This is a genomic window from Pradoshia sp. Z6_59 (genome assembly GCF_058267515.1).
Window position 1 is genome coordinate 158005 of record NZ_JBZCPP010000009.1, and the last position, 26023, is coordinate 184027.

Sequence of the window (26023 nt, forward strand, 5' to 3'; positions counted from 1 at the left end):
GTGGGAAATTTTGTTACCTTAAAAATTGATTGAAAGGTGTTACATCCACTTAATTTTAGGGAAAACAAGTAACATGGTTTCGTTTATCGTCCCAAATAGACACAAACCAGTAAATACGATAAAATTGGTAAAAGGCCAATGAATAATACATATATTAGCATGTTTTGGAGGTGCAACAAATGGCAAACACTATGGACAAAAACGTTCCCCTCCTGCCGCTTCGCGGATTGCTTGTTTTCCCAACGATGGTTCTCCATCTGGATGTTGGAAGGGAAAAATCTGTTCAGGCGCTAGAGAAAGCGATGGTAGATGACCATTTGATATTTTTAACTACTCAGAAGGAAGCTTCTACAGATGAGCCCAGTGAAGAAGATTTGTATGAAATGGGTACACTCACTAAAGTAAAACAGATGCTTAAACTCCCAAATGGGACAATTCGAGTGTTGGTAGAAGGTTTATCGAGAGCGCAAATGGTTTCCTATGAGGATGATAGTGATTTTCTTACAGCGAAGCTCGAAATTATTGAAGATCCAGTAGAGAAGGATCCTGAAACAGAAGCTTTGATGAGAACTTTATTAAATTACTTTGAACAGTACATAAAAATCTCAAAAAAGGTTACAACAGAAACATATAATTCAACTGTTGATATAGAAGAACCCGGCAGACTGGCTGATATTGTTACATCACATTTGCCGCTTAAGCTGAAGGACAAGCAGGAAATACTTGAGACCATTGATATCAAGGAAAGATTAAACAAAGTAATCAGTTTAATCAATAACGAGAAAGAAGTATTGAATCTCGAAAAGAAAATCGGTCTGCGTGTCAAAAAATCAATGGAACGAACACAAAAGGAATATTATCTTCGCGAACAAATGAAAGCAATTCAAAAAGAGCTCGGTGACAAAGAAGGCAAAGCTGCTGAGATTGCTGAATTTGCTGAGAAGATTAAAGACGCAGGTATGCCGGCTCATGTCATGGAGACTGCACTTAAAGAGCTGGACCGCTATGAAAAGATTCCGGCAACATCTGCAGAGAGTGCGGTCATTCGTAATTATATTGAGTGGCTGATTGCAATTCCATGGTCTAAAGCAACGAAGGACGATCTGAATATTAGAAAAGCTGAGAACATCTTAAACAAAGATCATTATGGTCTTGAAAAGGTGAAGGAGCGCGTACTTGAATATTTGGCTGTTCAGAAGCTTACGAATTCACTAAAAGGACCAATACTATGCCTTGCAGGACCTCCAGGGGTAGGTAAGACTAGTTTGGCGAAATCCATAGCCAAGTCTTTGAACCGTAATTTCATCCGGGTTTCACTTGGTGGAGTACGAGATGAATCTGAAATACGCGGACATCGCCGTACGTATGTGGGGGCTATGCCTGGCCGTATTATTCAAGGAATGAAAAAAGCAGGAACCATTAATCCGGTTTTCTTATTGGATGAGATTGATAAAATGTCCAATGATTTTCGTGGGGACCCATCTTCAGCTATGCTTGAAGTTCTTGACCCGGAGCAAAACAATAGTTTCAGCGATCATTATATTGAGGAAACCTACGATCTGTCCAATGTAATGTTTATTGCTACAGCCAATGATTTAGCAACAATTCCGGCACCTCTTCGTGATCGGATGGAAATTATTAATCTTTCCGGCTATACGGAAATTGAAAAGCTCCATATTGCTAAAGATCATCTGATGCTAAAACAAATCAAAGCTCACGGATTGACAAGAAGCCAGCTTCAAATGAAGGATGATGCGATTATTAAAATCATCAGGCAATATACAAGAGAAGCTGGAGTTCGTACATTGGAAAGGCAACTGGCAGCTATCTGCCGTAAAGTAGCTAAAATCATTGTCTCGGGCGAAAAGAAAAAAGTCATTGTCAACGAAAAAGTAGTAGCAGAATTTCTGGGTAAACCGTATTTCCGTCATGGTGAAGCAGAGCGTGAAGACCAGGTTGGAGTAGCAACAGGACTTGCTTATACTACATTTGGCGGTGATACCCTTCAAATTGAAGTTTCTTTATCACCAGGTAAGGGCAAACTTGTGTTGACGGGTAAACTTGGGGATGTCATGAAAGAATCTGCGCAGGCTGCTTTCAGCTATGTTCGTTCCAAGGTTGAAGATTTTGGGATTGACAAGGATTTCTATGAGAAATATGATATTCATATTCATGTTCCTGAAGGAGCCGTTCCAAAAGATGGTCCTTCCGCAGGTATTACTATAGCGACTGCCTTAATTTCAGCGCTTACGGGTAAAGCAATCCGTAAGGAAGTAGGGATGACTGGTGAAATAACTTTGCGTGGTCGTGTATTGCCGATTGGGGGATTAAAGGAAAAATCATTGAGTGCTCATCGGGCAGGACTGAAGAAAATTATATGTCCGATTGATAATGAGAGAGATATTGATGATATTCCTGAAAGTGTTCGTGAAGAATTAGAATTCGTATTTGTATCACAACTTGATGAAGTGCTGCAACATGCATTGGTAGGTGGAGAAAGTTGAAAATTACTCAAGCAGAGATTGTGATGAGTGCTGTTAAACCGGAACAATATCCAACAGATGGTTTTCCGGAGTTCGCTCTTGCTGGACGTTCAAATGTAGGAAAATCTTCTTTTATTAATAAAATGATCAATCGGAAAGGTTTGGCCCGTACTTCATCTAAACCGGGTAAAACACAAACATTGAACTTTTATAAGCTTAATGAGCAATTATTTTTCGTGGATGTACCGGGATATGGATATGCGAAAGTATCCAAGTCCGAACGTGAAGCATGGGGTAAGATGATTGAGACATACATTACAACGCGTGAGCCTTTACGTGCTATGCTCTTAATCATTGATTTGCGCCATAAACCGTCTGTGGACGATGTAATGATGTATGATTTTCTTAAGCATTATGAGATACCTTGTATCATTATTGCAACAAAAGCAGATAAAATTCCAAAAGGTAAATGGCAAAAGCATCTAAAAGTCGTGAAAGACACATTGAATATTATTGAAAGTGACGAAGTGATTTTGTTCTCTTCAGAAACTGGACTTGGAAAAGATACGGCCTGGAACGCTATACAGGCGCGAATATAAAATCAATGTGAAAAGAGCTGCATATTAGTTATGCAGCTCTTTTGATTATGTATAGATAGCCTTTTGAATTCTAATTCAGAAGCTCTGATGAGTATTTTTGGGTAAAGCTCCTAATTCATAAAGGATAGTAGCATCACTATTTTCCCACCAAAGATCAGTAATTTTTCCTTCTCTAAATTTAAATATCATGATACCTGTTTCTTTAATTCATTGGTTATCCGAAGGAATGTTAAACCAACCACCCATGTGAATTTGTAAGCTGATCTAAGACTTCAAGATTACCCTTCGTAAAGTATTCATCGAACCATATTCTGGCGACTTCTCTTTTTTGACCAGTAATCACTTTATCTCCCCACACTTGTATAAAATGGTTCGACCCCTTTCTTTTTATTATTCTTCATCCCAAAAGTAATCATTAATGACATGTCAAAGCAATAACGTAATTTTAATAATAAGCTAAGAAGATGATTTATAAAAAGCAAAAGAATTGAGTGGTCTGAAGATGAGAATTGAAGTATAAACAAATGAAGTAGAGTCATAAAATTCAAGAATTTTTTTAAGGATGGATCGTATGCGTAAATCTGTCAAACATCTGTTATGTGGATTGCTTGGATTTAATTCTCCATACGAGGGATGCAATTAAAATAAGTAAACCGGCGGTTATTCCTATTATTTGGTCGATTAAAAGCTCACCTGTCCTAAAATAACGGATTGTAAATGTTCCTCCGAAAATAAGAAGTATGCTGATGGAAAATCGAATGAAAAATGTGTTTGTGCTCATTCTCTAACACCTCCTCTGTAAATAAAGATAATTCATATGTAATTAATTGTAAATAACCTTTGTTGATAGATTGAGAATCTCTATGAAAAGAAAGGCAGATAGCCTAGTGCAGCAACCCCGACCATTATGATTAGGGTTGCCCATGCTATCTGCTTTTATTTTTTCTTAAATAGAATGAATCCGCCAATGAGCATTAAAAGAACAGGCCAGTAGTGATTAAAGAAATCAACAAAATGAACCAAGCCCAGTATGGTTAAGATTCTCTCATGGAATATAAAGATGATAGAAACAACGAGGAATAAAATCCCCGGGCCTTTACCAACTCCCTTTTTTAGGTGAAGCAATAAAAGACCCAAACTAATAAATAGAAATATAGCTGTATGCTCAGCTGGCCAGTTTTCCAAATGGACCGCTATGTATTGGTGTAAACCAAATCCAGTGAGCAGGATTCCAGGAAGTATAAAATCGGAATGACTGCCAAATCTGCTTTCAGCAAGAAAGGCTATTCCGATAATAATACATAGAGATCCCCATGAATAATAAGGTGACAATAGGGAAAAGTTAATCGATTTTAAAAAATAAAAAAGGCCAAAGCCAATCAAAATAGTGCTTGAAAAATAACGATATTCTTTCATATGTAGTCTCCCGGTTTATTATTATTGATAATTATTCTAATCTTTGATAATGTACAATTAGTGATTTAATTTACACATAATACTGTCAGAGAAACATTTTGGCAATTGAGATTCAACCTATTATACATTCATTATATCAGGTTTTTATTTCATGAGAATTTCTCATTTACATGTTTAATTGATATAGAGTTACGATAATGTTCACAATTTGTGGAAAAATTTTCATATACACCAATGATATACTTGCAAAAGAATATGCTCAGATGGGGGTGTGACAGGGGAAATGCATATAATTGTTGTCGGTCTTAATTACAAAACTGCTCCTGTTGAAATCCGTGAAAAAGTCAGTTTTGAATTGGGACAGCTACCGGAAGCGATGAAATCTTTAAGTAAGAAAAAAAGTATCCTTGAAAATATCATTATTTCCACCTGTAATCGGACAGAGGTTTATGCGGTCGTGGATCAGCTGCACACGGGCAGATATTATATTAAAGAATTTTTAGCAGAGTGGTTCGCGGTTGACCAAAATGAACTTTCCTCCTATTTATATGTTTATGAGCAGGACGGAGCAGTTAATCATTTATTCCAGGTTGCCTGTGGATTGAACTCCATGGTATTGGGAGAAACTCAAATACTTGGACAGGTGAAGAAAAGCTTCCAGCAGGCACAGGAAGAAAATACAATCGGAGTATTGTTTAATAATCTGTTTAAACGGGTGATTACGCTTGCCAAAAAAGCTCACTCTGAAACGGAAATCAATAAAAATGCGGTATCAATCAGCTATGCAGCAGTTGAGCTTGGTAAAAAAATCTTTGGCTCGCTTCAGGATAAGAAAATCCTCGTAGTCGGTGCCGGGAAAATGGGCCAGCTTGCCATAGAAAATTTATATAGCAATGGTGCCAATCAAGTAACTGTAATTAACAGAACCTTAGAAAAAGCCGAAATATTGGCATCTAAATTCTCCGGACAGGCAAAAATGCTTCAGGAATTGCAATGTGCCCTGCTTGATGCAGATATATTAATCAGTTCGACCGGATCAAAGGAATATGTCATTACTAAAGAAATGATGGAAAATATCAATATTTTGAGAAAAGGCCGGCCGATTTTCATGGTTGATATTGCCGTACCGCGTGATTTAGATCCTAAACTAATGGAACTGGACAGCGTCTTTCTTTATGATATAGACGATTTAGAAGGTATCGTTCAGGCGAACCTGGCTGAGAGAAAAGAAGCAGCAGAACAAATTATGATCATGATTGAAAGTGAACTGGTTGAATTCAATCAATGGATCAAAATGCTTGGCGTTGTTCCTGTCATTTCTGCATTACGCGAGAAAGCATTAGATATTCAGTCAGAAACAATGGAAAGTATGCAGCGTAAATTACCAGGCCTAAGTGAAAGAGAATGGAAGGTTATTAATAAGCATACGAAGAGCATTATCAATCAGATGCTTAAAGATCCAATTCTTTATGCAAAAGATATGGCAGAAATGAAAAATCCAGAGGCTGCTTTACAGGCATTTGTCTCAATCTTCAATATTGAGGAACTAGTAGAAGAACAGGAATTTAAGGCGGCAGTGCCATTCCAATCTAAAACATCGGTCCAACAAAATAGACCTGTCTTGAAAGTGGTGTCACAACCATAATAAGCAAGGATGGGATATATGATTGATATCAATTTAAATAGATTGCAAGAAATTACAATTATATTATATGGACTTAGTGTCTTATTCTATTTCATAGATTTTTTACAAAATAATCGGAAGGCTCATAAGGCAGCCTTCTGGTTTCTTTCGATTGTTTGGTTGATGCAAACAATTTTTTTATGTCTATATATGTTTGAAGTGGGAAGATTCCCGGTTCTAACCTTATTTGAAGGATTATATTTTTATGTGTGGATATTGATTACCTTTTCACTCATCCTAAACCGTATAATACGGACAGATTTTTTTATGTTTTTTACAAATGTAATAGGGTTTGGGTTGATGGTCATTCATATATTCTCAACATTAGAATCCTATTCTACGGCAGAAGCGCAAACTAAGGTGTTATCTGAGCTGTCCATGATTCATATTACAGTTGCCATTCTATCTTATGCAGCGTTTGCTCTTTCCTTTGTCTTCTCTATTTTGTATCTAATACAGTACGATTTATTAAAGCGAAAGAAATGGGGGAAAAGGCTGAACAGGCTGGGAGATTTGGCGAAACTGGAACAGCTGTCTTATATACTGGTAGCAATCGGTGTTCCTCTGTTATTATTATCATTAATACTAGGTCTTGAATGGGCCTATATAATCGTTTCGGATATTAATTGGTATGATAGTAAAATTCTTGGCTCATTTGCCTGCCTAATTATATATGGAATCTATTTATATCTTAAAGTTAACAACCGGATATACGGGAAATCACTTGCTTATTGGAATATTGGTTCATTCTTGTTAGTGCTAGTGAATTTCTTCTTTTTCGGCAGCATATCAGCATTTCATGTCTATTAATGGAGGGTAAATCATGAGAAAAATTATTATCGGTTCACGTAGAAGTAAATTAGCATTGACACAATCTAATTGGGTTATTGACCAGCTGAAAAATCTTGGATTACCGTTTGAATTCGAATTGAAAGAGATTGTGACAAAGGGTGACAGGATTTTAGACGTAACTCTCTCCAAGGTTGGAGGAAAAGGTCTTTTTGTAAAAGAGATTGAACAAGCCATGCTTGATGGAGAAATAGATATGGCCATTCATAGCATGAAAGATATGCCGGCAGAGCTTCCAGAAGGACTAACGATTGGCTGTATTCCAGAGCGTGAGGATCATCGTGATGTGTTAATTTCAAAGAATAATCTTACGCTTGCAGAACTTCCGGAAGGTGCGATTGTCGGTACAAGCAGCTTAAGAAGAAGTGCTCAATTATTGGCAAAACGTCCGGATTTAACAATCAAATGGATTAGAGGAAATGTGGATACACGCATTCAAAAATTAAAAGATGAAGAATATGATGCAATCGTATTGGCGGCAGCAGGTCTTTCGAGATTAGGCTGGAAAAAGGATGTTGTGAGTGATTTCCTTGATGAAGATACTTGTATTCCTGCAGTTGGCCAAGGGGCGCTGGCGATTGAATGCAGAGCAGATGATCATGAATTATTGCAGGAATTAGCTAAATTAACTTGTCAGGATACAAAAGAAGCTGTCACAGCAGAGCGCGTCTTCCTGAATAAAATGGAGGGTGGCTGTCAGGTTCCAATTGCAGGTTTTGCATATAAAGACGAGAAAGGGACCTTACAATTCCAGGCACTCGTCGGAACGCCTGATGGGCGTACCATTTATCGTGAACAAATTTCAGGAGATGATCCTGAAAGCTTAGGTATAACAGCTGCCAATCGCCTAATCGAACGTGGAGCAAAGACTTTAATTGAAAAGGTTAAAGAGGAGATGGAAAGCTAAATGAAGCATTCCTTGTTTCTTTTGGGTAAAGGCGTATTGGTAACAAGAGAAGAATCGCAGGCCGAACAATTGTGTGCCATGATTGCTGAGCATGGAGGGGTACCAATTAAGGTGCCTCTTCTTTCGTTTCAAAAGGTTGTTGCAGATAGGCTTGAATCAGTAAAAGAAAAGCTGAGCAGGCTGGAATCCTTTGACTGGATCGTTTTCACAAGCAAGCCGGGTGTTGACCTGTTTTGTGAGATGATGAACGAAATGAAATTTGAAGGAATCTATCCTAAAATAGCAGCCATTGGTAAAAAAACGAAAGCAGCCTTGCAGGAACATGGTTTGCGGCCTACTTTTATCCCACCGAAATATGTAGCTGAATCTTTTTTGCCTGCGTTTCTGGAAGTAGTGGATACAAGTGAATCTGTGCTCATTATAAAGGGCGACTTGGCGAGAGATTATCTATTTAATGGACTGATAGCTGCAGGTATACATACAGAAGAGTCCGTTATTTACAGCAACCGTATGCCAGAAGATAGTGAACAAGCCTTAGTGGATGTACTTACAAATAAAAAGATAGATATTCTATTATTTACGAGTCCTTCGACAGTAAATCATTTTATGAAGACCGTGAAAAAACATCATCTATTTGACTGTTTGATAGATAAAGTGACAGTTGCAATCGGACCGGTCACGAGGAAAAGAGCCGAAGAGCTGGGCGTGGCTGTCACATTATGTCCAGAGCAATATACCGTTGATGAAATGATGAAAGAATTAAGGCAGTATTATTCGTAATGGGGGAGGACCTTAAAATGGCCAATATTGAATTTAATCGACACAGAAGATTAAGAAGAAATGAATCTATGAGAGCGCTTGTGCGTGAAACACATTTACATGTAGAAGACTTTATTTATCCGATTTTTATTACGGAAGGTACAAATGAAAAGAACCCGGTTACTTCTATGCCAGGAATCTATCAATTTTCCATGGATCGTTTGAAAGAGGAAATGGATGAAGTAGCTTCACTTGGTATCAAATCTGTCATTCTCTTTGGAGTACCGGATGAGGAAAATAAGGATGAATGCGGGACAGGCGCTTTTCATACCCACGGGATTGTCCAAAAAGGGATTCGTTTTGTAAAAGAAAACTATCCTGAAATTCTTGTTGTAGCTGATACATGTTTATGTGAATATACAAGCCACGGTCACTGCGGTATGGTTAAAAATGATGAAATCTTAAACGATGAAAGTCTGGAGCTTTTGGTTAAAACAGCTGTCAGCCAGGCGGAAGCAGGAGCGGATATTATTGCTCCTTCCAATATGATGGATGGATTTGTAGCTGCGATACGCCAGGGTCTTGATGAGTCAGGCTATCAGCACATTCCAATCATGTCCTATGCCGTTAAATATGCATCCGCATTTTATGGTCCATTCCGTGAAGCAGCAAACGGAGCGCCTCAATTTGGTGATAGAAAATCCTATCAAATGGATTATGCCAATCGTATTGAAGCCCTGCGTGAAGCTGAATCAGACGTTCAGGAGGGAGCGGATTTTATCATTGTGAAGCCAGCTCTTGCTTACCTCGATATTATTCGCGATGTGAAGAATACGGTAAATCTGCCTCTTGTAGCTTATAATGTAAGTGGAGAGTATTCCATGGTTAAAGCAGCAGGTACAAATGGCTGGATCGACGAAAAAGCCATTGTGTTGGAAATGCTGACTGGTATGAAACGTGCCGGTGTAGATTTAATTATTACTTACTTTGCAAAAGATGCAGCAAAATGGTTAAAAGAATCAAATTAATTCCATATATAAAGGAGATTGCAGCTTATGCGTTCATATGAAAATTCTAAGAAAGCATTCCAGGAATCCATCTATTTATTGCCGGGCGGCGTAAACAGCCCTGTCCGTGCTTTTAAATCCGTAAATATGGATCCGATTTTTATGGAAAGAGGAAAGGGTTCAAAAATCTATGATATTGATGGCAATGAATATATTGATTATGTTCTTTCCTGGGGACCGCTGATTCTTGGCCATGCAAATGACCGGGTAGTAGAGGCGATTAAAAAGGTTGCTGAAACTGGTACAAGCTTTGGTGCTCCAACTTTAATGGAAAATAAATTGGCACAGCTTGTAATTGACCGTGTCCCATCAATTGAAATGATACGGATGGTTTCCTCCGGTACAGAAGCAACCATGAGCGCACTTCGTCTGGCACGAGGATATACAGGACGGGATAAGATTCTTAAATTTGAAGGATGTTATCACGGACATGGAGATTCATTGCTTATCAAAGCTGGCTCAGGCGTTGCTACACTTGGTTTGCCGGATAGCCCTGGTGTTCCAGAGGGTGTTGCGCGAAATACCATCACAGTTCCATACAATGATCTTGAGAGTGTAAAACTTGCTTTTGACCAATATGGCGAAGATATCGCAGCTGTCATTGTAGAGCCGGTTGCGGGAAATATGGGGGTAGTCCCTCCACAGCCAGGCTTCTTGCAGGGATTAAGAGAAATTACTGAGAATCACGGTTCTTTATTAGTCTTTGACGAAGTTATGACTGGTTTCCGTGTTGATTATCAATGTGCGCAAGGTCATTTCGATGTTACTCCAGATTTAACTTGTCTAGGAAAAGTAATTGGCGGAGGACTTCCTGTAGGAGCATTCGGCGGTAAAAAAGAGATTATGAGCCAAATTGCGCCAAGCGGTCCTATCTATCAAGCCGGAACATTATCAGGAAATCCGATTGCGATGACAGCCGGTTATGAAACGTTAATCCAGCTAAATGAGGATACGTATAAAGAGTTTGCTAAAAAAGCAGATCTCTTAGAGGCAGGGTTTAAAGAAGCAGCTGAAACCTACAAAGTACCTTTAACATGTAATCGAGCAGGCTCTATGATTGGCTTCTTCTTTACTAATGAACCGGTTAAAGATTACGAGTCTGCGAAACAATCAGATCTTCAATTTTTTGCGGATTATTATAAAGAAATGGCGGAAAATGGTGTATTCTTGCCACCATCTCAATTTGAAGGAATCTTCCTTTCGGTTGAACATAGTAATGAAGATATTCAAAAGACTATACAGGCTGCCCAAAAAGCGTTTAAAGCGATTAAACGATAAAGTGAAACAATGTCCGGTGAGGAATTACTTTCATTCCACACGGAGTATTAGTTGAACTAATAGACTTCTTACTGTTGCTTATTTTTCTCATAACTGTTCCTGCTTCTACCTATGTTTGAGGCGAGAGTCTGTGCTCCAGTTTGAATGAGATAAAGTGATTAGTAGATTCCCCCGAGAGCATACTTGGGGGAATTTTTTTATTCTCCAAACATACGTTTAACAAAGCACATATTTTCTGTATCTGAAGCATAGGCTGATAATGGCATTTAGATGAAAAGGGCTGAAGGGAGGAAATTGGGTGTCTGAGGATCATACATCGTCATTACGATTTTCATTAGAAGAGAGTGTGTGGTTTCAAAGGGGACAGGAAGTTGAGGAACTGTATTCCATTTCGCTTGAACCAAATGTTTCAGCTCATCAAGTTGAACAGTATGTCATTCTTAAAGGGACTCTGGATTTAATGGGGGAATATAAAGCCACTGAGGCAACAGGACAGGAAGAAGGAGCAGAAGATCCGTTTCGGCGCTATGTTTCTGTAATTGAACAAAGGGAGCATCAGTTATTTGAATTCCATCAGCAATTTCCTGTGGATATAACAATTCCTGCAGAAAGAGTTCGGGAAATGGATGAGCTTAATATAGGTGTGCATACCTTTGATTATAAGCTGCCAGAAAAGGGATATCTGCAAATTAGAGCAGATTTATGGATTGGTGGAGTTTACGAGAGCTTGCCTGAAGAGCAGTCCCAAGTGACAGAGACAGAGGAACGAGAAGAGACTTCAAACTATCAAAATGATACTTCCGAGCGATTTCAGCAAGAGCATCATACTCATCCATGGAATAAAACCAACGAGGATTTTGAGGAGTCAGCAGAGGAGATTACTATTCAGGCGCAAGTCCATAATGAGCACGAGGAAGAACAGATAGAGGTGCATTTATATCGGGAAAATTCTGAGGATGAGGATCAGGAGCCGGATGACTTGGCAGATTCGCCTGAAATTTATCTCAAGAACCCAACTTCTTATATAGAGAGTAATCATAACCAGGATGACCATTTTTATGTTGAAACTAAATTATCACCCCGGCAGCATCAACCAGCGGATGATGAAGAAACGCAGCCGAATGATGAGTCAGATTATACAGACAAGGACTACAGCCCTTTTGCTTTTGAACAGGATCAATTAGTTGACAGAGAAAAGCAAAAGGATGAAAACCACTCTTTTTCCATTCCATATGATAATAGGTATGATGAGGGTCCTCCAGAATTAATGGAAGTCGTACCTTATACTGTCGAATATGAAAAAGAGGATAGTTCTGAATATGAAAAAGAGGATAGTTCTGAATATGAAAAAGAGGAAAGTCCTGAATATGACAGAGTACAGCCGCATCAATTTCAACCGAATGTAGCACCAGATCCGAATAAAGCTGCGGTAGAACGGGAAACAAATGTTTCTCATGGACGTCAACAGAAAATGGAACAAGCATCCAATCAGTATGTAGAGAAAAAGTACCAATCGTCTAATTCTAAAAGAGAGAATGAGAACGAAGGTCAAATTGAGGGTAAATCCAAATCTTTGTTATATGATCTTTTTACAGAGGAGGAAGAATCACAACAATCAAAAGTCAGAGTCTGTATTGTACAAAATGGAGAAAATATTGATGTTCTGGCAGATCGATATAAAACAAGCGTTCAGCATATCGCGAGAATAAACGGGCTGGAATTAACATCCGATCTTAAAGCTGGTCAGGTAATTTATATTCCTGAAGCTGCTGCTTCTTATAAATAATAGGTTTAGTTAACAGCAGAGCACAGCATTATATGCTCTGCTTTTTTAATAGGAATACTACAATGCGGTTTTGGCTGTGAGAAGCATGGTTGCATAGCTCACAAAAATTAATGACGTATAAGGACAACTGAAATAGATTTCATTGGTTTCCAAAAAGGGCACATACAGAAAGGGTGCCATAGGAATGTTAAGAAAAGATCAGGAGTGGATATCTGAGTTACTAAGAAACTATCAATTGGAACTTGAATTTTACGAGGATTTTGGAAAAGTAAAAAAAGTATATACGAACAATGGTGTATTCGCGATTAAAACCATCCTGGCAACCAAAGGCATTGATTTTATCAAAAATGTGCAGAACCTATATCAAAATGGATATAACCGAATTGTTCCGATCTTTCCAACAGTTGATGGCAGATATGGAGTACTAACTCATGATAAAATCAGTTACCTTATGCCTTGGCTGCCGGATGAACATATCGAGGAACGGGCAGAACGACACCAGCAGATGTTCAGGGAACTGGCAAGAATGCATACGCTATCTGGCAAGGAAATCAACATTACTAAAGAGGAACGGGAAGAGCATTATGAAAAAACAGTCAAGGAGTGGGAGGAGCAAAAGGAATTTATTCGTGAAATGGTAACAACCATCGAAAAGAAGTGGTATATGTCTCCGTTTGAGCAATTGTTTAGTATGTGCTTTTATGACTTGTCTCAGGCTCTAACGTATTCCTTAAATAAACTGAAGGAGTGGTTTGACCTAACAAAGGAAGAAGAAAAAGTACGCAGTGTGGTGACGCATGGAAATATTTCAATTCATCATTTCTTATATAGTGAAAATGGTTATGGACATTTTATCAATTTTGAACAGAGTAAAACCGCACCTGCCTATTTCGACTTATTGCCTTTTGTCGTTAAGCAGTTAAAAACTTATCCAATCCAGGGTGAAGAAATAGTTGAGTGGATCTATCTTTATCTGAAGTATTTTCCCTTCAAGGAGGGTGAGCTGCGTTTATTCTTATCCTATTTAGCCTATCCGGCTAATTGTATCAAGGTAGTAGAACAATACTCCAGAAAAAAAGGCAAACAGGATGAAATTCAATTTTGCCGAAGATTCCAAAGGCAGTATTGGTTATTAAAAAACATTGAATATATCATCATGAGGATGGAACAAATAGAAGAAAGCAAAAAGGCGAAGGAAGAGAAATAAAAGATACGGCATCAACATAATTGTATCAAACAAAAACCAGGCAAACTTACCTGGTCTAAATGAATAGCTATAAAAGATTACAGAATATCAAAGTGGAAGGCTAAAGCAAGGCCAATCAGTAAAAATAGCAGAAATAAATCAAAAGTGGTCGGAAAAAAGAATGTCCGGATTCCTTGAAAAACGGCAAAGGGAATGGAGAATTGCTGTAAGACATTTCTTGTATTTCGAATCCACGGAGGCATATTGTATTGAGTTACCTTTTTTCGCATGTAAATTCCCCCTTTATGATAGAATATAAAAATACCCCTGAATGGGTGTCTGTACAGCATTATTTAAGGCGCCTAAGATTGAGATTTGACGATGACACCTTGGATATAGGCTTGAATAAAATAAAGAAAAATGGGAAACAATGATTGACGAGTAGATGCATACTTATGTATGATAACAGTATTAAAAAATGATTTCCGATTATGAGAAACCAAAATAACAATGAAAAGCTTTGAATGGGAAGAGTATGTGATTAAGACTGTAAGAGAGAGGAATCCATCGGCTGTAAGATTCCTTCAGTAACCGTAATCGCAGAAGGTCGCCCAGGAGCTGTTTCCGTGAACGTCAGGTAGTAGCGGATAACCGGTGAAGAGCCGTTAACGAAATGAAGTGCCGATACAATAGTTATTTGTATTGGAACAAAGGTGGTACCGCGAGACATACCGTTTCGTCCTTTTTATATAGAGGATGAAGCGGTTTTTTTATTGCGTTTTTCACCAATTATGAAAGTAAAGGAGAATGAAAAATGGAGCAACAAACGGATATTGGTATGCCAACCAAATACGATCCTCAATCAATCGAAAAAGGGCGCTATGATTGGTGGTTAAAGGGTAAATTCTTTGAAGCGGGACAGGATAAACAAAAAGAACCTTATACGATTGTAATTCCTCCCCCAAACGTAACGGGAAAACTGCATTTAGGCCATGCATGGGATACTGCACTTCAGGATATTTTGACAAGAATGAAGAGAATGCAGGGTTATGATGTATTATGGCTGCCAGGTATGGACCATGCGGGAATTGCAACTCAAGCGAAGGTAGAAGAAAAACTGCGCAATCAAGGGGTATCACGTTATGATTTGGGACGTGAGAAATTTGTTGAAGAAACATGGAAATGGAAAGAAGAGTATGCATCTCATATCCGTGAACAATGGGCAAAACTAGGTTTAGGCCTTGATTATTCGCGTGAACGCTTTACTCTGGATGAAGGACTTTCAAAAGCTGTTCGTGAAGTGTTTGTAAAACTTTATGAAAAAGGGCTTATTTACCGCGGTGAATATATTATTAACTGGGATCCAAGCACAAAAACAGCAATCTCTGATATTGAAGTAATTCATAAAGAGGTTAAGGGTGCTTTTTATCATATGCGCTACCCACTAGCAGATGGCAGCGGACATATTGAAGTTGCGACAACTCGTCCGGAAACAATGCTTGGCGATACAGCAGTTGCTGTTCATCCGGAAGATGACCGTTATAAGCATCTGATTGGAAAAACGGTTATCCTGCCAATCGTAGGAAGAGAAATTCCGATTGTTGGCGATGATTATGTAGAGATGGACTTTGGTTCTGGCGTTGTAAAAATTACACCAGCACATGATCCTAATGACTTCGAGGTAGGTAATCGTCACAATCTTGAACGCATCCTAGTTATGAATGAAGATGGAACGATGAACGCAAAGGCTGGTAAATATGAAGGTATGGACCGTTTCGATTGCCGTAAGCAAATTGTGAAGGATCTTCAGGATCAGGGAGTGTTGTTCAAAATTGAAGAGCACATCCATCAGGTTGGACATTCTGAAAGAAGCGGATCTGTTGTAGAGCCTTATTTATCTACACAATGGTTTGTTAAAATGGGACCATTAGCAGAGCGTGCAATCGAAATGCAATCCACTGAAGGTAAAGTAGAATTCGTACCGGAGCGCTTTGAGAAAACATATTTGAATTGGATGGATAATATCCATGATTGGTGTATCTCCAGACAGCTTTGGTGGGGTCATCGCATTCCGGCTTGGTACCATAAAGAAACAGGCGAGGTATATGTAGGAATGGAAGATCCTGCAGATATCGAAAACTGGACACAGGATACAGATGTATTGGATACATGGTTCAGTTCTGCGCTATGGCCGTTTTCCACAATGGGCTGGCCTGATACAGATTCAGAAGACTTTAAACGTTATTATCCAACAGCAGCTCTTGTGACTGGATACGATATTATTTTCTTCTGGGTATCAAGAATGATCTTCCAGGGACTTGAATTCACTGGAGAGCGTCCATTCAAGGATGTATTGATTCATGGACTTGTACGTGATGAGCATGGCAAGAAAATGAGTAAATCTCTTGGTAATGGTGTAGATCCAATGGAGGTTATTGAGAAATATGGTGCGGATTCACTAAGATATTTCTTAACAACTGGAAGCTCACCAGGTCAAGATTTACGTTTCAGCTATGAAAAAGTAGAATCTGTTTGGAACTTTGCCAATAAAATTTGGAATGCATCCCGTTTCTGCTTGATGAATATGAATGGGCTGAAATATGAAGAGATTGATTTAACAGGCGAAAAATCAGTTGCAGATAAATGGATTTTAACTCGTTTAAACGAAACGATTGAAACTGTAACAAGACTGGCAGATAAATATGAATTCGGTGAAGTTGGCCGTGCATTATACAACTTCATTTGGGATGATTTCTGTGATTGGTATATTGAAATGGCGAAGCTCCCTCTGTATGGCGAGGACGAGGAAGCTAAACTTACAACACGTTCTATCCTTGCGTACGTATTGGATCAAACGATGCGATTATTACATCCGTTTATGCCATTCATCACGGAAGAAATTTGGCAGAACCTTCCTCACCAAGGAGAGTCCATCACAACAGCTTCTTGGCCTGTTGTAAATCCGGACTTAACGGATGAAAAAGCTTCAGATGAAATGAAATTGCTTGTTGAAATCATTCGTACAGTACGTAATATCCGCGCAGAAGTGAACACGCCGCTCAGCAAAAAAATCAAGCTTTCATTGAAGGCGAAAGATGCAGAAACGCAAGCTGTTCTTGAGAAAAACAGCAGCTATATCGAGCGCTTCTGTAATCCAGAGGAATTAACAATTGGTACAGACATCCCTGCAGATGATAAAGCGATGACAGCTATCGTAACGGGTGTTGAATTAATTCTTCCATTGCAAGGTCTATTAAATATTGAAGAGGAACAAAAACGTCTTCAAAAAGAACTTGAAAAATGGAAAAAAGAAGTGGAAAGAATTGAGAAAAAGCTATCCAATGAAGGCTTCATGAAAAAAGCGCCTGAAAAGGTGATTGAAGAAGAAAAAGCGAAGCTGGCAGACTATGTTGAAAAACGTGAGGCTGTACAAAGCCGTCTGAAGGATTTAGAAGAATTAGCTTAAGACATTTTTATTGCGCCCTGTTCGAAGCATTTGAACAGGGTGTTTTTGTTCAATCATGTCATACTAATACATAGCGCAATGGTTGAGGAGTGAAAAAATGATACAGGATTATCAACAGGCAGAGAAGTTTCTTGCAGACCGTACAGCCAAACTTGGAATGGATTTTGGCTTGGAGAGAATGGAAAGAGTCTTACGTAAATTGGGAAATCCGGAGCGTAGCATTCCTTGTATACATATAGCAGGCTCAAATGGGAAGGGTTCTACGCTTACGTTTTTAAAGCATATTTTGTTGGCAGAGGGCTACCGGGTAGGTACCTTTACATCTCCCTATCTTGAAAAGCTGAATGAACAAATCATGATTGGTGAGGAAATGATTTCTGATGATAAGCTAGTTGAATTATTAAATTACCTCCTCCCTGTTTTAAATGAAGCAGAGCAAGAAGGGGATTATCTGACTGCTTTTGAAGTAACGACTATATTAGCTTTCCTGCACTTTAAAAATGAGCAGCCGGATATTCTTATTATTGAAACAGGACTTGGGGGAAGACTTGATTCCACTAATGTAATTGAACCGCTTCTGGAGATCATTACTAGCATTTCTTTAGAGCATACCAACATTCTTGGGAATTCTCTGAATGAAATTGCAACAGAAAAAGCAGGAATTATCAAGAATGGCACAACAGTCGTTACTGCTATAAAAGATGAGGAGGCACTAGAGCCCCTTGCCAAACAGGCAGAGAAAATGAATGCTGTTTTATATACTCTAGGAAGAGAATTTAAGATAATGAATCGCTCTCAACCTAAAAATCAGGAAGTTTTCACGGTTAAATGGCGAGAACACTTGCTGAAGAACTTACATATTAGCATGCTTGGAAGCCATCAAGTAGAGAATGCTACGCTTGCAGTTATCAGTTCATTATTACTCAGTGAAACGTATAGCTTTTCGATTCGGGAAGAAAGTATCAGAAAAGGACTGGCATCTGCCAGATGGAAGGGCCGTTTTGAGATTGTATCGAACCAGCCGTTAATCATCCTGGACGGCGCACATAATGTATCGGGTATAAACTCTCTGCTTTCAACGATTGATGATCGTTACCCAAATTGTAATATACATATTTTGTTTGCGGCCTTAAAGGACAAGGATTATGCAAAGATGATTCAGATGATTGAACAAAAGGCAGCAAGTATAACTTTTACGGAGCTTCCATTAGAACGAATGAATGAAGCAGAGGAGCTATTTAAACATAGTCGTCATCCTCATAAGGATATAAAGAAAGATTGGGTGGCAGGAATAAATGGGATATTAACCAAAATGAAAGACGGAGATATGCTATTGGTCACAGGTTCTTTATATTTTTTGGCGTCTATTCGCCCGTATATCGTCAGTGAAATCATTCAAAAGTCATAACTATATCCCTCTAAAAGTAATGATGTTCATGACAATCCTCCATAAGACCTGTTTTTGTAAATATTTGTGTGACAGATGTCAGAATTTTTGATAAAATGTGACATAAGATGGATTCCTGAACGGAGGGACGGTAATGGTTACAAAACAAAAACGCATCATTATTTGGATACTCTGGTTTTTGATCGTCCCTGCAAGTTTATATATTTCATATACGGAGTATCCTATTTTAGGAAGCTTTTTTTCGATAGATATTCTGCTGTTCCTATTACTGCTTTGTATTATTACGTATTACCCTATTATGATAAATGGATTGCCGATTTTTCTCCTTCAGGGCGTATCTTTGGCTTTATTCCTTGAGTACGGATTATTTGTAGAAATAATCCTTTCGCAAATCGGAGTAATGACATTGCTCTACCGAATAAAAATAAGTAAGGATGAGCTTTTCCGCATTCCGATGAATTCTTTAATGTTTTTTATTAATTCACTAACAAGCGGATTCATCTATTATTTACTTGGCGGTCAGCATTCCAATCTGGATTTATCTGAGATAAGTGTATTTTCATTAATTGTAATCCACCAAATTGTCTGGTTCTTATCTAATTTTATTTGTGCTTTACTCATAGATGTGTTTGTATATGAGGCAAAAGTAGAGTTTGTTGCAAAAGATCAGGTAGCTGATATCGTGTCCAGTATTATCATCTTTCCGATTGGTTTATTATTGTACTCAACCTATCAGGAGCTGGGGGTTGTAGCCATTATTATTGTTGGCATACCGCTTGTCAGTTTGGCTCTTGTGATGAGACTGTATTATCGGGCTGATACTATGAATGAAGATTTGCAAAAAGCGAGTCAAATTGGTCATAGGTTAACGGAAAGATTGGAAGTCAAGCAAGTCCTGGATTTATTTCTGGGTGAAATTTCAAAGATTTTCCCAGTCGACGAAACCTATATTCTGAGTGTGGATAGCAAAGCCAGCAATCGCCTTCGTATGGTTCGTTATGAAAGTAAAAATGAGACTGGTATGCCCCATTTGAATTTAATCTCGGCAACAGACAGCTTGATTGGAGAAGTATGGGAATCAAAAAAATCATTGCTGATTCAGAGCTCTGCCTCCCTGAAGAAATACGAAAACCATGGTATTCCTGATTGGGCAGAAAGCGTATTGATTGTTCCGGTTTTAAATGCAGAGCAAATGGAAGGGATTGTCCTTCATATCTCTTCGAAAAAAAACTTCTTTGAAAACAGTCAGATAACGATCGCAGATATTCTTTCTACATATCTGGCATCAGCTATTGAAAATGCGAGGCATTATGAAGAAACGAAAGCCAAAAGTGAACGCTGCTCTTTAACAAATCTCTATAATAACTATTTTCTTGAAGACTATTTAAAAGAACAATTTAACCTGATAAGGAAAAAAAAGCTGGACACATTGACTCTTATCTTAATAGACTTGGATCACTTTAAGTCGATAAATGACTCTTACGGACATTTGGGTGGGAACGATGTTTTATGCCAGGTAGCAGAACGTTTGTCTTCACTCGTACAATATAAAGGGATTGCAGCCAGATATGGCGGTGAAGAATTTGTGCTTGCCCTACCTGGTGCAGGAGTGGAGGAAGGCTATCAATTTGCCGAACTGGTACGTCAAAAAATTGGAACAAAGCCGTATGAATTAGTATCTGATTTAGGTAGTGAAAGCAGGAGGATTCATGTCAGAGTGACTGCATCAATTGGAGTTTCAACCGCGCCGAATGATGCGGATGATCCTCACTCATTAATCCGTCATGCAGACCGAGCTATGTATACAGGAGCAAAACGCGCCGGACGTAACAAAGTGGCGCAATATATTAAATAAAAGGGACGTATTCTGACTAGTAGAGAGGAGGAATACGTCTTTTTTGTTCAAGAAGAAATAGATTAAAAGTTGTATGTTTGGACTTGAGTTTCATATATGGAACAACTGATCAAAACTTTAAGAGAAAAATCGAAGTAATTCGTGTATTCATTACTATTTTGATAAAAAGATGAATTTAAATCTACCCATCTCTGTAAATTAACAAATATCCTATAAGATTGATATTTATAAAAAGTAAGATAATTTATTGAAAAATATACAAAATAATGGTAAAGACTGTATAATAATAAGTAATAATATAGGTATTTTGTATGAGTTAAGAATAAATTCGATTTAAAATACACGGTAGAGGGGTGGGTATATGAAAAGAGGGCTAAAATTAGCAATCGCTATTATTATTTTATTTTCAACGGTATTGCAGGCTCCTAACGTAACACATGGAGCGGAAAGCACTCCAAAAATAAGAGTTTTGGAGATTTACGATAATAAAAATAATTACCCGACGAGGCTTGAGGGTCTTTTAGGGGAGAACCAATATGAATATACATCAATGCCAATGAAAAAATTTGTAGCACTTCGAGAAGAATTGGATGGGAAATATGACATGATTGCCATCATGGAAGGTACCTATTCGGAGGCAAAAGTAAAAGACAAGAATCATAATACTACATCCATTCAGAATGATATTACAAATTTGAAGCTGCAAGAAATTATTGACGGGTTTATAAATAAGGGAAAGCCGGTCATAGTGGATAGGGATACAATCAATTCCCATAGGGCTATATTGGGGCAGTTAAAATCCCATCTTTATAAGGCGAATGTACTTAATTATAATTACCGAGGTGCGGAATATCTTTTTCCAGTCCAGATGGGCGTATTTTTTAATTACTACAACGCAACTGGTCCAAGATTTTCGCTAACAACAAAACCAAGTGAAACAACTGCCTATCAGGATGGGGACAATCTAAGTTTTAATTTTAGGGTGCAAAAGCCAGCTGATGTGGAATCAAGAGATTTAAAGGCTCGGCTGTTGATCGATTCTGATTTTAATGATCAATATGATACGGATGAGATTGTAAAGGAAATACCGATTACCTCGCAAAATAGTACAATCACTTTTGAATTACCGAAGGGATATTCGGGAATCCGTTATTGGAAGTTAGAATTACTAGATAATGGTACGGGATTTAAGAATTATGAAAAAGGGATGATTAAGTTTGTAGATCAGCCTGTGCAGCTAAAAGTCCTACAGGTTACACCAAATGCCAATTATAACAGCAGTTTATTGAATAGCAGCAATATGAACCAATCTTATTTGAAGAAAACAAATGAATATGAGATTAATATTGATGTTACTAAAATGGACATATTTAACGGATCAACTGGTCCTAATTCGCATACTCAAATTAACGGAAAATACGATATGGTTATTTTTGGATTTGGGGATGAGTACAACAAAACCAACTTAAATGCCAATTCGACTCGTTCTTTAGAAACGTTTATCTCTTCTGAGCAAAGCATTATGTTCACACATGATACGATTTTCCAAAAAGATGGCAGTAATACCGATAACTTTTGGTTGAAGAATTTTAAAGAAATATCAGGCCAAATCGACCCAAAGACAAACTTGGGCTATGGAGCCCCGCGTACTTCTAATTCTACAGCACTTATAAACAGCGGGATTATGACCAGCTACCCTTATAATCTGGAAGAAGAAAGAATTCGAAAAGGCTCTGCAAAAGATATAGCTTTAACGCATAACCAGTACTTTACCTTGAATCTGGAGGATTCTAAGGTAATCCCCTGGTATAACATTAAAAGTGACCGAACAAGACAGCAGGATCAAACTGATTACAATAATCCTCGTGATGTTAATGATAGCTGGAACCATTATTATACGTATTCTAAGGGGAATATTACGTATTCGGGTACCGGTCATACAAATACAGGATTTCCTGATTGGGAGCAGAAACTGTTTGTCAACACTATGTATCGTGCCTTTTTAGGGTCAAACCATGCTCCCATAATTACGGTTATTTCTCCTAAGGAGGGTGACCTGATTCCATCAAATCAAAATATTGAACTTGCCTATAACATTCAGGATTTTGATCTGAAGGATAAAAAGATTGCTACGAAAGTCTATGTTAATAACAAGCTTGTTTTTGAACAAACTAACGTAAGCAACGGTACGACGATTGTTCAGCCAATCCCTCATGGTTTGCCTGAGGGAGGAAATGCTGCTATACGAATCGAAGCAATCGATGCTAAAGGTGCCAAAGCTACTAAAGAATTGAATGTAAAAGTTGTAAAGCTGCAGACGAATCTTCAGGTAAATCGGACCGTTCAAGCCTCCAATCCAATTAAGGTTGGTGAGGATACGGAAATCACCTATACAATTACTCCACAGGATATAACGGGAGATCTTGCTAAAGCGATCAGAGAATCAACGGTTACATTAAATGAGGTTACACTAACTGAAAATCTGCCAGCAGGAATGGAAGTCAGTGGGGGCGGTAAAACCAGCGGTACAACTGCTTCTGGATTAACATACACACAAACCTTAAATAATATCGTCTATAAAAAAGTAGGGACTATCTTTAAAGCAGAGCCTGTTACGTTTACGGTTAAAGTGAAACCAACTGTGAAGAAAGAATATGTATTAAAGGATTCGACGTTAAGTTATAAAAATGCTCTCAAAAAGGATGAGAACGTTAAGTTTAACCAATTAACGCTGATTGCTGAAAATGGCCTGGAATCGGTTACTTTACCTGAAACCTTTGAATTAAATAAGGATGTAGATAAGAATTTTTCGCTTGATCTCGATTTAGTTCCGAGTGATGCGGGGATTAAAAGTATCGAATGGTCAGAAGCCAGTAATGGAGACATTTTAAACATTAATCCTGAAACAGGTGCAGCAAAAGTTTTAAAAGCAGGGAAAACGAAGGTAAAAGTAAAAGTGACGGATGTATTTGGCAAAGTAATTGAAAAAGAGTCAGTCGTGACCGTCCGTAAATACGTGAACACTATCAGTGTGGAAGATATGGCTATAGATGTTGGAGAAACAAAAGGTTTATCTATTACAACCGATCCAGCTGATAATCGAGACAGTCTTACATTAACCTTGAGTGATCCATCTATTGCAACCATTGATAAAGAAAGCTTTACTATTACAGGTCTTAAAAAGGGAGAGACGATTTTAACGGTAGTTGGAATAACAAAAGACGGTGACGTGATTAAGAAAACAGCAGCAATTAAGGTTAACTCGGTACCAGTAGGCTGGATTACAATCACACCAAACCCTCTGTCAATCAATAAATTTGATCAATATCAGCTTGCGAGTGATGTAGGACCAGGCAATGCTACTAATAAGAAGATTATCTGGAAGTCATTAGATCCTGATATTGTTCGGGTAGATGAGAATGGAAAAGTCGAGGGAGTAGGAACCGGAAAAGGTATTTTGCTAGTATCCTCTGAGGATGGAAATGCTTCAAAAGAGGTCATTGTAAATGTCGGACAGCCTCTTACAGGAATTACAGTTCCTGAGGTAGTCAATATCGAAAAAGGAGAGACCAGATCTGTAAAGACTTACTTGGAATATTTGCCGTCTGATGCAACCAATGTAACATCTGTAACTTATACAATTGGGAACGATTATTACGTATCTCTCAAATCGGATGGAGTATTCACCGGCAATAGAATCGGTAAAGATGTTATCAAGATTACCGTAACGGATGATAAAGGAAAAGAGTATTATGCCGATCTTAATGTAAATGTGACATCACCTGGCAGCGGAGAAAATGGAAACGGCAATTCGAAATATTAAGAGAGAAATAGACTCACTCCGCGAGTTAGAGTGAGTCCATTTCTTTAAGGGAAGAGCTCGGGGGAGACAAACTATATGAAAAAGAAAATCATCCTATCAGTATCTGCAATCCTGATTATGACTGCTATCGTCCTTGGTATAGTAGGCTTTACGGAAAGAAGTAATGCAAAGTCGAAACAAGAGAATGAGGAGAAACTGACAGAGGCTATTGCAATAGGAGATTTAAAACAGGTAAAAGAATTGGCTGCAGATAAGCATACCTCCTTAGAGGCGAATAAAGAGGGAGTCACACCGCTTGATTTGGCCATTATGAATCAGGATTATAAAATTGCCAGTGTTCTGTTGGAGCATGGAGCAGTTATAGCACCTCAATCAGATAATCCGTTGTTTGTTACGCTTGTATTTTCAATCGGGGATCCCGATAATGAGGAGACGTATAGAGAAGCGTATAATATGTTTCTAACAGCAATCAAGAATCATAAAGATAAACTGGATGATACAAATAGCAGAGGAAATACTGCCCTGCATATAGCTGCATTGCGCGGAGTGACCGATATTGCTGATTTGTTCATGAAAGAAGGGTTGGATCCAAGCCAGCCTAATAACGAAGGTGAAACACCCGCCTATATTGCCTCGCAGGAGGGGCATTTAGAGATTATAACTCTATTGGAGGAGAAGGATCCTGAATTGCTGAGAGTGCAAGACCAGAAAGGAAATACGGTTATTACGGCTGCTGTTATCAACATGCGAGATGAATTATTGGATATGCTTCTTGAAAAATTACCTGAATTAATTAATGAACAGAATAATGAAGGAAAAACGGCATTAATATATGCCAGTGAGTATGGGGAGACTGACCTAGTAAAAATGCTCCTGAAAGCAGGGGCGGATCCATCCATTAAAGATAATGAGAATAAAACCGCTGCTATGTGGGCGAAGGAATGGAATCATACTGAAATCGTGAATTTAGTAGGAAAGTAAAACCCGTTGGTGCGTAACCAACGGGTTTTGTTTACATTTTATTTCTTTTCAATTCGGTCGGTAATTACCTCCAACCCATTAACCTTTGGAAGGCCTTGTGTTTGATTTAAAAATAATCGTTTATTGTTTGTCACTTGCAGTCTTGAAGTGAGCTTATCCTGATTAGCCGTAAAGTCAATATGACCTTTTTCCACCGCGCTCCCTCGATAGCTATTTACAACTAGATTATCCCTGGAAAATATTCCTCCCTCTACGCGAAGGAGCGAACCAACAGCATAGATGTTTGCCTCCGAAGCTGTATATAGATATCCGTTGATTTGGTCAGCTTTATCCTTGAATGGATTAATGATGGAAACCTCCAATTGTCCCTGTGTCATTAGGATAAGGACTTCTCCAGAATTTCCTTGGTCACAGCTATTTTGATAGCATGTAATATTAATATTATTTAACGTTGTATTCCCAAGCGCATATATGAC

The 26023-nt window shown here is 38.4% G+C and carries 18 protein-coding genes, 1 pseudogene and 1 other annotated feature; of the genes and pseudogenes, 15 read left to right on the forward strand and 4 right to left on the reverse strand.

What is annotated here, in order from left to right; translation table 11 throughout:
* The first annotated feature begins 179 nt into the window (after positions 1–179).
* Both lon and yihA read left to right on the forward strand, forming a co-directional pair.
* Positions 180–2504, forward strand: a complete 2325-nt coding sequence (gene lon, locus AC4D4B_RS11590) for an endopeptidase La (RefSeq protein WP_490999953.1) — start codon at positions 180–182, stop codon at positions 2502–2504.
* Positions 2501–3082, forward strand: a complete 582-nt coding sequence (gene yihA, locus AC4D4B_RS11595) for a ribosome biogenesis GTP-binding protein YihA/YsxC (RefSeq protein WP_066108642.1) — start codon at positions 2501–2503, stop codon at positions 3080–3082. Before lon ends, yihA begins: the two co-directional genes overlap by 4 nt.
* Before the next feature lie 595 nt (positions 3083–3677).
* Here yihA and AC4D4B_RS11600 read toward each other — a convergent pair.
* Both AC4D4B_RS11600 and AC4D4B_RS11605 read right to left on the reverse strand, forming a co-directional pair.
* Complete coding sequence (locus AC4D4B_RS11600; protein WP_490999954.1) at positions 3678–3863, reverse strand: hypothetical protein; 186 nt, start codon at positions 3861–3863, stop codon at positions 3678–3680.
* A 155-nt stretch (positions 3864–4018) separates the two neighbouring features.
* Positions 4019–4498 carry a hypothetical protein gene (locus AC4D4B_RS11605; protein ID WP_490999955.1) on the reverse strand — a complete coding sequence of 160 codons (480 nt, stop codon included), beginning with the start codon at positions 4496–4498 and terminating at the stop codon, positions 4019–4021.
* Positions 4499–4781: 283 nt separating this feature from the next.
* On the opposite strand from AC4D4B_RS11605, the gene hemA reads away from it, so the two are divergent.
* The 8 genes from hemA to ysxE all read left to right on the forward strand — a co-directional run bounded on the left by hemA (position 4782) and on the right by ysxE (position 14035).
* Positions 4782–6143 carry a glutamyl-tRNA reductase gene (gene hemA / locus AC4D4B_RS11610; protein WP_490996518.1) on the forward strand — a complete coding sequence of 454 codons (1362 nt, stop codon included), beginning with the start codon at positions 4782–4784 and terminating at the stop codon, positions 6141–6143.
* Positions 6144–6161: 18 nt separating this feature from the next.
* Positions 6162–6992, forward strand: a complete 831-nt coding sequence (locus AC4D4B_RS11615; protein WP_066105591.1) for a cytochrome C assembly family protein — start codon at positions 6162–6164, stop codon at positions 6990–6992.
* Between the two features lie 13 nt (positions 6993–7005).
* On the forward strand, positions 7006–7938 hold the full coding sequence (gene hemC / locus AC4D4B_RS11620; protein ID WP_066105588.1) for a hydroxymethylbilane synthase: 933 nt from the start codon (positions 7006–7008) through the stop codon (positions 7936–7938).
* Positions 7939–8718 carry a uroporphyrinogen-III synthase gene (locus AC4D4B_RS11625; protein WP_490996519.1) on the forward strand — a complete coding sequence of 260 codons (780 nt, stop codon included), beginning with the start codon at positions 7939–7941 and terminating at the stop codon, positions 8716–8718.
* Between the two features lie 17 nt (positions 8719–8735).
* A complete protein-coding gene (gene hemB / locus AC4D4B_RS11630) occupies positions 8736–9725 on the forward strand; it encodes a porphobilinogen synthase (protein ID WP_490999956.1) in 990 nt (329 codons plus the stop codon).
* A gap of 27 nt (positions 9726–9752) precedes the next feature.
* Positions 9753–11042 (forward strand): glutamate-1-semialdehyde 2,1-aminomutase, encoded by a 1290-nt coding sequence (hemL, locus tag AC4D4B_RS11635; protein WP_490999957.1) that lies wholly within the window; start codon positions 9753–9755, stop codon positions 11040–11042.
* A gap of 298 nt (positions 11043–11340) precedes the next feature.
* Positions 11341–12828, forward strand: a complete 1488-nt coding sequence (locus AC4D4B_RS11640; RefSeq protein WP_490999958.1) for a LysM peptidoglycan-binding domain-containing protein — start codon at positions 11341–11343, stop codon at positions 12826–12828.
* A 184-nt stretch (positions 12829–13012) separates the two neighbouring features.
* Positions 13013–14035, forward strand: coding sequence for a spore coat protein YsxE (gene ysxE / locus AC4D4B_RS11645; protein ID WP_490996523.1), 1023 nt, complete (start codon positions 13013–13015; stop codon positions 14033–14035).
* A 77-nt stretch (positions 14036–14112) separates the two neighbouring features.
* On the opposite strand, the gene AC4D4B_RS11650 is transcribed toward ysxE, so the two are convergent.
* Positions 14113–14304 (reverse strand): YszA family small membrane protein, encoded by a 192-nt coding sequence (locus AC4D4B_RS11650; protein WP_490996524.1) that lies wholly within the window; start codon positions 14302–14304, stop codon positions 14113–14115.
* Between the two features lie 221 nt (positions 14305–14525).
* Positions 14526–14761: a binding site (T-box leader), on the forward strand.
* A gap of 67 nt (positions 14762–14828) precedes the next feature.
* Between AC4D4B_RS11650 and AC4D4B_RS11655 the strand changes: the two genes are divergently transcribed.
* The 5 genes from AC4D4B_RS11655 (at position 14829) to AC4D4B_RS11675 (ending at position 25547) form a co-directional block, all read left to right on the forward strand.
* Positions 14829–17480, forward strand: coding sequence for a valine--tRNA ligase (locus tag AC4D4B_RS11655; protein WP_490996525.1), 2652 nt, complete (start codon positions 14829–14831; stop codon positions 17478–17480).
* Positions 17481–17577: 97 nt separating this feature from the next.
* Positions 17578–18888: a bifunctional folylpolyglutamate synthase/dihydrofolate synthase gene (locus AC4D4B_RS11660; RefSeq protein ID WP_490999959.1), complete on the forward strand. Its 1311-nt coding sequence runs from the start codon at positions 17578–17580 to the stop codon at positions 18886–18888.
* 133 nt (positions 18889–19021) lie between these two features.
* Positions 19022–20743 carry a sensor domain-containing diguanylate cyclase gene (locus AC4D4B_RS11665; RefSeq protein WP_490999960.1) on the forward strand — a complete coding sequence of 574 codons (1722 nt, stop codon included), beginning with the start codon at positions 19022–19024 and terminating at the stop codon, positions 20741–20743.
* 361 nt (positions 20744–21104) lie between these two features.
* Entirely contained in the window at positions 21105–24566 is a 3462-nt protein-coding gene (locus tag AC4D4B_RS11670) for an Ig-like domain-containing protein (RefSeq protein ID WP_490999961.1), read from the forward strand.
* Between the two features lie 75 nt (positions 24567–24641).
* Positions 24642–25547 carry an ankyrin repeat domain-containing protein gene (locus AC4D4B_RS11675; RefSeq protein WP_490999962.1) on the forward strand — a complete coding sequence of 302 codons (906 nt, stop codon included), beginning with the start codon at positions 24642–24644 and terminating at the stop codon, positions 25545–25547.
* Positions 25548–25585: 38 nt separating this feature from the next.
* On the opposite strand, the pseudogene AC4D4B_RS11680 reads toward AC4D4B_RS11675, so the two are convergent.
* Positions 25586–26023 (reverse strand): annotated as a pseudogene (locus tag AC4D4B_RS11680) (hypothetical protein); the annotation flags it as partial.

Excerpts from the sequence above, each read along its gene's own strand:
- lon (WP_490999953.1), top strand. The coding sequence starts at position 180 with ATGGCAAACACTATGGACAAAAACGTTCCCCTCCTGCCGCTTCGCGGA.
- AC4D4B_RS11600 (WP_490999954.1), bottom strand. The coding sequence starts at position 3,863 with ATGAGCACAAACACATTTTTCATTCGATTTTCCATCAGCATACTTCTT.
- AC4D4B_RS11605 (WP_490999955.1), bottom strand. The coding sequence starts at position 4,498 with ATGAAAGAATATCGTTATTTTTCAAGCACTATTTTGATTGGCTTTGGC.
- hemA (WP_490996518.1), top strand. The coding sequence starts at position 4,782 with ATGCATATAATTGTTGTCGGTCTTAATTACAAAACTGCTCCTGTTGAA.
- AC4D4B_RS11615 (WP_066105591.1), top strand. The coding sequence starts at position 6,162 with ATGATTGATATCAATTTAAATAGATTGCAAGAAATTACAATTATATTA.
- hemC (WP_066105588.1), top strand. The coding sequence starts at position 7,006 with ATGAGAAAAATTATTATCGGTTCACGTAGAAGTAAATTAGCATTGACA.
- AC4D4B_RS11625 (WP_490996519.1), top strand. The coding sequence starts at position 7,939 with ATGAAGCATTCCTTGTTTCTTTTGGGTAAAGGCGTATTGGTAACAAGA.
- hemB (WP_490999956.1), top strand. The coding sequence starts at position 8,736 with ATGGCCAATATTGAATTTAATCGACACAGAAGATTAAGAAGAAATGAA.
- hemL (WP_490999957.1), top strand. The coding sequence starts at position 9,753 with ATGCGTTCATATGAAAATTCTAAGAAAGCATTCCAGGAATCCATCTAT.
- ysxE (WP_490996523.1), top strand. The coding sequence starts at position 13,013 with ATGTTAAGAAAAGATCAGGAGTGGATATCTGAGTTACTAAGAAACTAT.
- AC4D4B_RS11650 (WP_490996524.1), bottom strand. The coding sequence starts at position 14,304 with ATGCGAAAAAAGGTAACTCAATACAATATGCCTCCGTGGATTCGAAAT.
- AC4D4B_RS11655 (WP_490996525.1), top strand. The coding sequence starts at position 14,829 with ATGGAGCAACAAACGGATATTGGTATGCCAACCAAATACGATCCTCAA.
- AC4D4B_RS11660 (WP_490999959.1), top strand. The coding sequence starts at position 17,578 with ATGATACAGGATTATCAACAGGCAGAGAAGTTTCTTGCAGACCGTACA.
- AC4D4B_RS11665 (WP_490999960.1), top strand. The coding sequence starts at position 19,022 with ATGGTTACAAAACAAAAACGCATCATTATTTGGATACTCTGGTTTTTG.
- AC4D4B_RS11670 (WP_490999961.1), top strand. The coding sequence starts at position 21,105 with ATGAAAAGAGGGCTAAAATTAGCAATCGCTATTATTATTTTATTTTCA.
- AC4D4B_RS11675 (WP_490999962.1), top strand. The coding sequence starts at position 24,642 with ATGAAAAAGAAAATCATCCTATCAGTATCTGCAATCCTGATTATGACT.